Consider the following 8319-nt stretch of genomic DNA (forward strand, 5'->3'; position numbering starts at 1 on the left):
ATTGGGGTATCGCTCGCCTCGTGAGTTCTTAAACCGTCAAACAGAAACCTGATCCTGTCCGGTTTTTAAGGGGCAACTCCACGATTTGAGCAAGAAACATAGACATAGGCGCGACTCCTGTTAGCGCGAGAACGTGAAGGACGTACGGTCGACGGTGGCAACGAACGAGTCGCGGATTACCTTTTCCTTGCGGTCGAGCGTGACCATTGCCCAGCGGCGATCTGTGATCTCTGCCTTAGGGGCTGGCTTGCGGAAGAAAGGAAGGAAGTTGAACATTGCGGCGACTCCTTTGTTTGCCGTTTCAATATGATCTATATAATGCATATTGAGCGGGCAGGCAACAGGGGATGTCAGAATTTCTGACCTCCCCAAACCTAAGGTTAACAGCCCGTTAACGGCGCTCGGCGTCCCTGCTGCAGGTGCAAGGCCACGCGATGCAGGTTTGTGATGCTGCGGCCATAGGCGCGGATGGTGGCGAAATAGCCCCGGATTCCGCCGCTCTTGCCCTTCCATGCGCGGGCATTGCCCAGCCATGCGACCACGTCCGTTCTTCCATTGGTGCCGTACCAACGGCCCAGATTGGAGCGATCCCCGGCATAAACCCATTGTCCGATTTGCAGGCGTTGCCGCGCCTGTTGATCGATTGCCCAGATGTCGACTGCAGCTTGAAATTTAGCCATTGCTTTTATTCCTTTCCTGCCTGCATCTCGGCATGATCCAAGCCCATACGCTCGGCGACATAGTCGAAACTTCCTTTGGTGCCCGCTTGCACCTGGTCGCGGCTTGGTACGTGATTCCCCCAATAGTCATAGTGGTCTGAGTGTCCCAGCATGCAGACACCCGATTCGATTGCCGCCATGCATTGGCGACCGATTGAGCCTTCCAGCTTCCAAGCGAGTCCGGAATTAATGAGGGTTTGCGCGTCGAATTCTTCCATGGGTGGCGACTCCTGTTGAGTGTTGCCGGGGCTTAAAGCCCCAGCGTGTCCTGGTGGATCATCAAACGGTAATTGCCGTTGACAACGACCAGAAAGGTCAGTTGACCGCGATAGAAGCGGGACCAGCAGATGCGATACTCAGTGGAAGCGTTCATTGGCTTGTTCCTTGTTTGCCGTTTCAATATGATCTATATAATGCACATTGCCGGGATTTGGCAACAGGGAAAGTCAGTATTTCTGACCTCCCCTGTCACAAGGTTAATTAAGTGTATAATGGACTCCATCGACCTTAATTTGAGTCAAAGTGTCCAGATTGATCGTCCTCGGCCCTCCCGCGATCTCGTCCCAGACGTTCAACAGGTGCGGATTTGCCGCCTTGCGCGTTGCAGCCCCACGAACATGAGACTCGGACTTGTCGAAAGTCTCAGAACGTACCACGGCGCCCAGCCTTGCCGGGTTTACAAGCATCTTGCGCAGCTCGCCGGACTTTTTCACGAATTCGACGCTGATAAAGCGCGATCCTGCAGTTTCGATCAATGCGCGGATTTGAGCGGGTTTTGCGTTCAACATGACGACTCCATTGCGTTGTTAATATGATCCATATGATGCATATTAAAGGAGCGGTCAACAGCGAGAGTCAGAATGTTTGACCTCTTGAATCCTATGGTTAACGAATATGGTTAACGCGGAGCCGCGCAGCGGGTCGCGGGCGTTAACCTTAATTAGTAGGGTTAATGAAACGTTAAGACGAGGGCGGAAGGCGTTAACCTTAACTTTTAACCACCCCGCGTTAACCTTAATTCTTTACCTTAACAGGTATGGTTAATAGGGTGCATTTACATCAAATTTGAATCAATCTTATTTCAAATCTATTTCGAATTTGATTCAAATTGATCTCGCATTTGATTTAAATACTTAATCTGCCTCGATCTGTACCGAAACACGCCCTGGTGAAAAAATCAAGCTCCTTGATAAAAAATCGGGCGCTCTTGATAGAAAAAATGGCGCGTCTTGATAAAAAATCGGCGCGGCTCGATGAGTAAAAATGGCTCAGCTCGATAAAAACCGCTCAGCTCGATAAAAACCGCCCTGCTCGATGAGTGTTGCGCCGGTCGCCTGGACGAGTGTCAGGGCGCCTGGTGGGCGTGTTGAGTGTCCAGGCCTGGTGCTCGGCGCCGGGAGTGTCAGGCGCCCTTCCCTGGGCTATCCAATGAAAAAATATTCATGAGTGCTGAGGTGTTCCCATGCACCCTAAGGGAGAGTTTCCTCGGAGTCGTGATATGTCCTGGTGAATAGGACTTGCAGCACTATTCAGGACAGGTGATGAGCATCGAAACCGGGGCTGTAATCGCACCGATAGCTTGTAGTTGTGCCCGTATAATTAGTGAACCATGAGTTCACAGGCATTGCACGGCCCAGCGATTGGTGAGTATATGCCGGATTAAGTCTGAGGCCTTAACCGGCTTTGGGCTGGGGCGGTGGACTGGCGACTCCTAATCAACATCCACCGCCCTGCTTCCTTCATCTGCACAACTTGAAGCTGGACGCTCCCTGGTTGCACTAGCCAGGGACAACGGCTTTCTGTGCCTAATGGGTCCGATCTCACCCTCAAAGAGGCGTGATGCCCGCTCGATCAGCAAGCGCTATCCGGTCAAGAGCATCTTCTTCAACCAGGCTGATCCGGTGGACCTGAAGCCCCTCCCAAAATCAATAGCGATCTCAGGAATCGTTATAATTCAAACAGAATGATGTATTTTAGTCAATTGGCATGGATTCTACGGATGCCAGAATCCTTAGAATTGTATTCCGACCCCACCCCAGTCGCGAATCCTCCAGGGTCCCTGCCCGGTCAAGAAAATCGCAGGGTCCCCGGTCTCTGAAATCAAGGGGTCCCAGGACAGATTCTTGACCATTTCAGGCAAGCCCTTGTGCCATAAGGCGTCCTCAAACTGTAAGAAAAAGCACATACTCTTACACAATCCGAATTTCGCAATGATTCCAGAGTGTTATCTCTTACAGAAATCGGCTGTCTTTTTCTTACAGTACGTTTTCTTACAGTTTTCTGCTTCACAGTTTCAGAATTTTGTCAAGCATTAATTCAGAATTAAAATTTTCTAAATTTTTGAATTTAATTTCTGCCCGCTGCGGCCAGTGCTTGAGCCAATGGGTCCATCTTCGCCCTTTTAGAAATTTCTTCCAACTGAGCCTCAATTTCAGCGATCACTGAATTTCTGTGGCCCTTCCCTTTGGACTTACCCTGGAGCTTCACGTTGCCTCTTTTAGTGCTGACACGTGCCCAGGTGAGGTACTGCGAAGTAACGTCGACCTGGTCGTCATACTTGGCGTTGGGGAAACCCAGCAGCTCGGCGGTATAGTCAGGAAGCCACTCGGCACGTTTGGGTAGCAATACCTTGCCAGCCTGGAAGAGCGGAGCAACACCGTCCAGACGGAACTCCTTAGAGTTGTTATTTGGCGATAGAGGGATGACCGGGCACGGCGCCTTGTTGGCGCGTGTCTGAACGTACTGGGTGCCGGAGCCTTTGTCTTCGATGAGAATGGTATCGGCGCCCCAGGTGACGGCGATGTTCTCGATCAGCGTGACCAGCTGGGGAAATTCCACTCGGGCACGGTGCATGTAAGCAAGATGGTGGAATCCATCGAAGTCCTCGATCCAGACGCCGATGGCGCTGAAGTCAGCTCGCTGGTTTGCCTTGATAGCGGAGTCGACCGAGACCACGGTGCGCTTGCGGCTGTTGTGCCCTGGTAGCATGTCGTAGGTCTTGAGCCATTCACCGATGATGACGCCGCCTTCCTCGTCCACGGGCTTGCCCATGTACAGCGAATTCCAGTCACGCGGTGGAAGCGTGGCCTTCAGGTTCATCAGGTGGTCATGAGTGTAGAAGTCAGGCCAGAGAGGTTCGCCGTGTGATCGCCCCATTGCATCGGTCTCTGGGTCCTCACAGATCGCCGAGAGATTGATGATCTCCCAGGGAAGACCCTTGCCCTGCCGGTTCATGTCTTCGATGCGACCGCAAAGGTCATCCGAGTGCCAGCGGGTGGCAACGACGAACATCGGAGAGTTTGGCAGCAGGCGCGTGGTGAAGTCAGCAGAGAACCAGTCGAAGACCTTGTCGCGGATCGTCTGAGACTCCGCGTCTTCACGAGAGGCAAACGGGTCGTCAACTCCGGCGCAGTGAGCACGGAAGCCTGAGATACCCTGACCGACGCCACGGGTGAGATATTGCCCACCGGTACCGGCGAGTGACCAGTTACCCGCAGCCTTGGAGTCGACCGCGAGGAAGATGTCTGGGAAGACGTCGCGGAAGACTTCAGTGTCGATCAGCGCCTTAGTCTTCTTCCCGAACTCGCTTTCGCAGAAGCTGGTGGTGTGACCGGCCTGGATGTACTTGTGCTTGACGTTGCGCCCCATGTACCAGGCGGGGAACAGGCGAGAGGAATAGGTCGACTTCGCATGTCCTGGCGGCATCGAGATCAACATGCGGAGGATTTCGCGGCTCTCCATCTCCATGAGACGGTCGCACATCCACACATGGTGAGGCGCCGGGGGTTCATCCGGGTTCATGTACTCGGCAAAGGCCGTCAGGTCATTGCGGGCGAGCGCTCTCAGCTCGGCGAAATATGCCGCCTGATACTGATCATGGAACATGTTGATCGCATTGAGCAGCGCGTTCGGTTCGGTGACGTTGAGGAAGCCGCAGTATTTCAGCGTGTCGGTAGGGATCGGCATCCCGCGAGCCAGGCAGCGCTCGACCTTGTTGCGGTGCTTGTCCAGGGTGGAGAGGATTTCTCGGATCGCACGGCGCTTGGAATGTGGGCGGATGTCAAATTCCATCAGCCATCATCCTCGGGGGTGACGTCCTTCATGGGCATCTGCTCCAGGGCGGCAGCGTGCTGCTTCAAGCCCTCGGTGAGCGACAGGATGTTGAAGGTGTTGCCACTGCCCAGGTTGCTGCCAGGCTTGCCCTCGTCACCGGATGGCGCCTTCTTGTCGCTGAACGACAGACCGAGGTGGTGCCCCAGCATTTCGAGGGCCTTGTTTGCAGCGCTATGGTTGCCGGTGGACTGAGCAGAAACGACGTTCGCCGCCAGGCGCTCGATCACCCATTCCATGGTGACTTCGACCAGGGGTTCGCCGTTGTCGGTGTCTGCGTCCTCGTCAAAGACCGTGGGGCCGGAGAGGATGCGCTCGCGCTCAGTTCTCAGCTCCTCGACCCGCTGAAGGATCACAGGGTTGTTGGCAAGCGCTGACGCTGCCTGCTTCGACCGGGTGAAACCTGCGTCTTCATAGGCGTCTGCCTGGGTCATGCCCTTGGCGAGGTTGCGGGCGTAGTTCTCCCAACGGATTTTATCGAGAGCTGGCATCAGTTCGACCCTCCGATCAATGTGAGCGGGCGGGCGAATTCAAATCCGAGGGAGAAGCAGCCGTAGAGCGCGATCATTGCGGACTCGGCTCGACCGTCGTCCTTCACTCGTTTGAAGAGGTCCTTGGCTGCAGGGAATAGCTCAACGGCTCGCTGGCGCGACAGGGTCTTGTCCCTGGGCGCTCGCATGTTCTTCTTCCAGACGTTCGGAAGGACGCGGACCAGCTCGATGTCGTAGGCGAGCAGAACGGTCTTGGCGGTGCCGTAGCTGTCACCGAAATTGAAGGCGCCCACGTTACCGTCGCCGGTACGAGACCAGACCTCTTCAATGAAGCCATGCTTGATGTTGCGGGGGTCGCAGATGTCGAACAGCGCCTTGGCGTCGACTTCGGAGCGCTTGGAATCGTCCTTCAGCTGCCGCACGGGCATGTCGAAGATTTCGAGCGTGTGCTCTTCTGGATCGATGAATGTGATCGCGCCGGTCTTGCCGGGGTCAATTCCTGCTACTGTAAACGACATATGGGCACCAAGGTTAATTTTGGCGCCCATTATGTCACATTAACTATCCTTGGTCAAAATTCTTGACCTTGTGGCTCACTTGTGCCTAGCAGGCGAGGATGACGTAAGCCAGCATTCCGAAGGCGCTAACCGTCAGCGCGATGTACATTCGCACCAGACTTGGCGGCGAGCTGTTCCTTCGGGGTGATCCGCATTCCGGACTTCTTCTCAAGCATCTTTCCTTTCTCATAGGCGAGGTTCAGCATCGAGCTGAGCACCAGGGTGTTGGCTTCCAGGTGCTTGGACCAGGCTTTGGCTTTGCGGGCTTCCCGCTCAAAACGGACGTTGGCTTCGAGCAGTTCCTGGACGCGAGCCTTGAGGCGCTCGATCTCCTCGGTCAGCTCGTTCTCCTTCTCCCAGGCTTCAAGCTGGAATTGGTCGCTGGCAGCGATCAACTCGTCGCGCCGGATGTCTTCGAGGAACGTCAGTTCACCATTGGGCGCCCGTTGAGCGATCATGCGCCCCTCGAAATGGATCACGGTGCCGGGATCATCCCGCTCCGGCGAGACCCTCTCGGTAAAGGTCTCCTGGTGGGGTTCGACGCCCAGGGAAGTGCCCAGGCGGGCGATGGCTGCGCTGAAGCGCTTCAAGGTCTCGGTCATCGGGCAGAACTCCAATCGTAGGAAAGAAAGACGTGGTTGGCGTGGAAGTGGACGAATTCGGATTTCTCGTCCGGCGCCGGGTTGTCGACCGCCTCATAGCTGCCGCCGCTGCCCTGGGTGCCAGTGTGCTTGGCGAGGGTGGCGGTACCGTCCGGATTGAGCCACGAGTGCTTGTAGAAGGTCATGTCGATCATGCCGTCGAAGCCCTGACCGGAGAAGCCGTCGAGGAGACCGATGATCTCGTCCCAGCGCTCCGGGTTGTCGCTGCGCTCGAAGTCGACCTTGACGTCGATGGAGGAACCACCGGCATAGCGATGCGAGTGAACCTTGGCCTTCACCTCAGGGAAGCGCTTCTTCATCAGGGCGCGGATAAGCTTGGCGGTCTCGGGGGTCGAGATCGAGCGGTAGTTGCTGGTGGGCACTGCGGACATGATGACTCCTCTCATGTGGTTGACAGCATTTCTGTCTTCCTTGTCGCATTCTCTATCCCACATGTCAACTAAATTCACACTCCCGCCGCAATTTCTGACACTGAACGCCGCATTCTGCCCCCACACTCAACACTCAAAGCGGCTAAAATCAAACAAAATCAATCGCTTATCGCCGGTCTCGGTGGGGTGCCCATTCCTGCCACACTCGATGCGAGGTGGGTGACTCTTTAGGAGCGGGGGGTCGAGTAGGGTAATAGGTGGGTAAATTTGGGGTTCTTAAACACTCAATAAATTCAATAATTACAATGACATATTAAAGATAGTAGGGGGTAAAGGTGGGTAGTTGGGTTATATCTCTTTTATAGAGATTATAAATTTTTATGCTGATAAATCAGTGCTTTTATAAGAGTGTCGGGCCGCACAAGGCACAAGCAGCATGCACATAAACGTTCTATACGTATGGAGCAGGGACCCCCTAGCCCTCACCCCCTCTTTACCCCTCATTTCTCCCGCATCTTATTGAAACTAAACGACATTCATCGAAATTAACGAAAATCTACCCCAACTGGTTACCCCCCTATTTTCGCTCGATGACTGCCATTTCAGGTGGGGTAAGCATCAAACAGGCGTCCATCAAGCATCAACGTGTGGACATTCCGCCTAAGTGATCGTCCGACACCCAGAACGAAAAAGAGCGCCCGAAGGCGCCCTTTGAGTGTTATGCGGTTTCTAGCTGTCGCTCATCCTGGGTGCTCTTCTCCAGGCGGGCCTCCATCTTGGTCTTGTTCGCCATCTTGTCGGTCACCCTTTTGCCCATTTCTGCGAACCGATAGCGCACCGATCCTCCGGTGATGCCGGTCGCTTCAAGCTTCACGTTCTTGCCTCCGATCTCGTAAATCTTGCCCTTGCGGTATCCGAGATACTTGCCGAACTGGGTCTTGAGCGTGTGCTTGTCGCGCCCACGGATCGGGACATCGACGTCGAAGTTACCGGTGGCCTCATCATAGATGCCGTCGAACAGCTCACCTGCCTTGAAGTGCTTGTCGATACCGATCTCCTTGATCAGCCCAGCCATGACCTCGATGTCGTCCTGGTTGGAGGACGTCGACAGGCTGCGCCAGCTCGCGAGGTTCTCCAGGAAGCCACCAATGCCAGCCGCCTCAAGGATGCCGCCCGTCACACGCGCCCAATCCTCGAACGAGCCGAGCTTCTTCGAGCCGTCCGGCATGCCCTTGGCAACCCAATTGCGGATGAGGACGCACAGCGACCAGATCAGCTCTGAGCGATACTCTCGAGTCCAGCCCACGAGGTCGGCATGATAGAAGTCGGTGCGCAGCTCCGGCCTGGCTACCTCCGGCATGATGTAGATCGGGATCATGCGGCGAGCCAATTCGTCAGACGGGTCGATG

General features: G+C 55.0%; 11 protein-coding genes. All 11 read right to left on the bottom strand.

Features of this window, described 5'->3' with window-relative positions; translation table 11 throughout:
- Positions 1–120: 120 nt before the first annotated feature.
- The gene (locus tag FAA86_RS24760) at positions 121–276 is read right to left on the bottom strand and encodes a hypothetical protein (protein ID WP_167495086.1); all 156 of its coding nucleotides are present in this window, start codon (positions 274–276) and stop codon (positions 121–123) included.
- 104 nt (positions 277–380) lie between these two features.
- Positions 381–680: a hypothetical protein gene (locus FAA86_RS23770; protein ID WP_136543725.1), complete on the bottom strand. Its 300-nt coding sequence runs from the start codon at positions 678–680 to the stop codon at positions 381–383.
- Between the two features lie 5 nt (positions 681–685).
- Positions 686–937: a hypothetical protein gene (locus tag FAA86_RS23775; protein ID WP_136543727.1), complete on the bottom strand. Its 252-nt coding sequence runs from the start codon at positions 935–937 to the stop codon at positions 686–688.
- Between the two features lie 32 nt (positions 938–969).
- A complete protein-coding gene (locus FAA86_RS25150; RefSeq protein ID WP_281281775.1) occupies positions 970–1092 on the bottom strand; it encodes a hypothetical protein in 123 nt (40 codons plus the stop codon).
- A 103-nt stretch (positions 1093–1195) separates the two neighbouring features.
- Positions 1196–1507 carry a hypothetical protein gene (locus FAA86_RS23780; protein ID WP_136543729.1) on the bottom strand — a complete coding sequence of 104 codons (312 nt, stop codon included), beginning with the start codon at positions 1505–1507 and terminating at the stop codon, positions 1196–1198.
- Positions 1508–3065: 1558 nt separating this feature from the next.
- Positions 3066–4790 carry a phage terminase large subunit gene (terL, locus tag FAA86_RS23785; protein WP_136543731.1) on the bottom strand — a complete coding sequence of 575 codons (1725 nt, stop codon included), beginning with the start codon at positions 4788–4790 and terminating at the stop codon, positions 3066–3068.
- On the bottom strand, positions 4790–5320 hold the full coding sequence (locus FAA86_RS23790; RefSeq protein WP_136543733.1) for a hypothetical protein: 531 nt from the start codon (positions 5318–5320) through the stop codon (positions 4790–4792). The genes terL and FAA86_RS23790 overlap by 1 nt, the downstream gene beginning before the upstream one ends.
- The gene (locus FAA86_RS23795) at positions 5320–5838 is read right to left on the bottom strand and encodes a RuvC family protein (RefSeq protein WP_136543735.1); all 519 of its coding nucleotides are present in this window, start codon (positions 5836–5838) and stop codon (positions 5320–5322) included. The genes FAA86_RS23790 and FAA86_RS23795 overlap by 1 nt, the downstream gene beginning before the upstream one ends.
- Before the next feature lie 125 nt (positions 5839–5963).
- Positions 5964–6479: a hypothetical protein gene (locus FAA86_RS23800; RefSeq protein ID WP_136543737.1), complete on the bottom strand. Its 516-nt coding sequence runs from the start codon at positions 6477–6479 to the stop codon at positions 5964–5966.
- Positions 6476–6910 carry an LPD29 domain-containing protein gene (locus FAA86_RS23805; RefSeq protein WP_136543739.1) on the bottom strand — a complete coding sequence of 145 codons (435 nt, stop codon included), beginning with the start codon at positions 6908–6910 and terminating at the stop codon, positions 6476–6478. Before FAA86_RS23805 ends, FAA86_RS23800 begins: the two co-directional genes overlap by 4 nt.
- A 718-nt stretch (positions 6911–7628) precedes the next feature.
- On the bottom strand, positions 7629–8319 hold a 691-nt coding region (locus FAA86_RS24765; protein ID WP_205910068.1), incomplete at its 5' end, for a hypothetical protein.

It is taken from the genome of Rhizobium rosettiformans W3 (assembly GCF_004912135.1).
Classification (GTDB): Bacteria; Pseudomonadota; Alphaproteobacteria; order Rhizobiales; family Rhizobiaceae; genus Allorhizobium; species Allorhizobium rosettiformans.

Coding starts and splice junctions, on each gene's coding strand:
- FAA86_RS23790 (WP_136543733.1), bottom strand. CDS start 5,320: ATGCCAGCTCTCGATAAAATCCGTTGGGAGAACTACGCCCGCAACCTC.
- FAA86_RS23795 (WP_136543735.1), bottom strand. CDS start 5,838: ATGTCGTTTACAGTAGCAGGAATTGACCCCGGCAAGACCGGCGCGATC.
- FAA86_RS25150 (WP_281281775.1), bottom strand. CDS start 1,092: ATGAACGCTTCCACTGAGTATCGCATCTGCTGGTCCCGCTTCTATCGC.
- FAA86_RS24760 (WP_167495086.1), bottom strand. CDS start 276: ATGTTCAACTTCCTTCCTTTCTTCCGCAAGCCAGCCCCTAAGGCAGAG.
- FAA86_RS23800 (WP_136543737.1), bottom strand. CDS start 6,479: ATGACCGAGACCTTGAAGCGCTTCAGCGCAGCCATCGCCCGCCTGGGC.
- FAA86_RS23775 (WP_136543727.1), bottom strand. CDS start 937: ATGGAAGAATTCGACGCGCAAACCCTCATTAATTCCGGACTCGCTTGG.
- FAA86_RS23780 (WP_136543729.1), bottom strand. CDS start 1,507: ATGTTGAACGCAAAACCCGCTCAAATCCGCGCATTGATCGAAACTGCA.
- FAA86_RS23805 (WP_136543739.1), bottom strand. CDS start 6,910: ATGTCCGCAGTGCCCACCAGCAACTACCGCTCGATCTCGACCCCCGAG.
- FAA86_RS23770 (WP_136543725.1), bottom strand. CDS start 680: ATGGCTAAATTTCAAGCTGCAGTCGACATCTGGGCAATCGATCAACAG.
- terL (WP_136543731.1), bottom strand. CDS start 4,790: ATGGAATTTGACATCCGCCCACATTCCAAGCGCCGTGCGATCCGAGAA.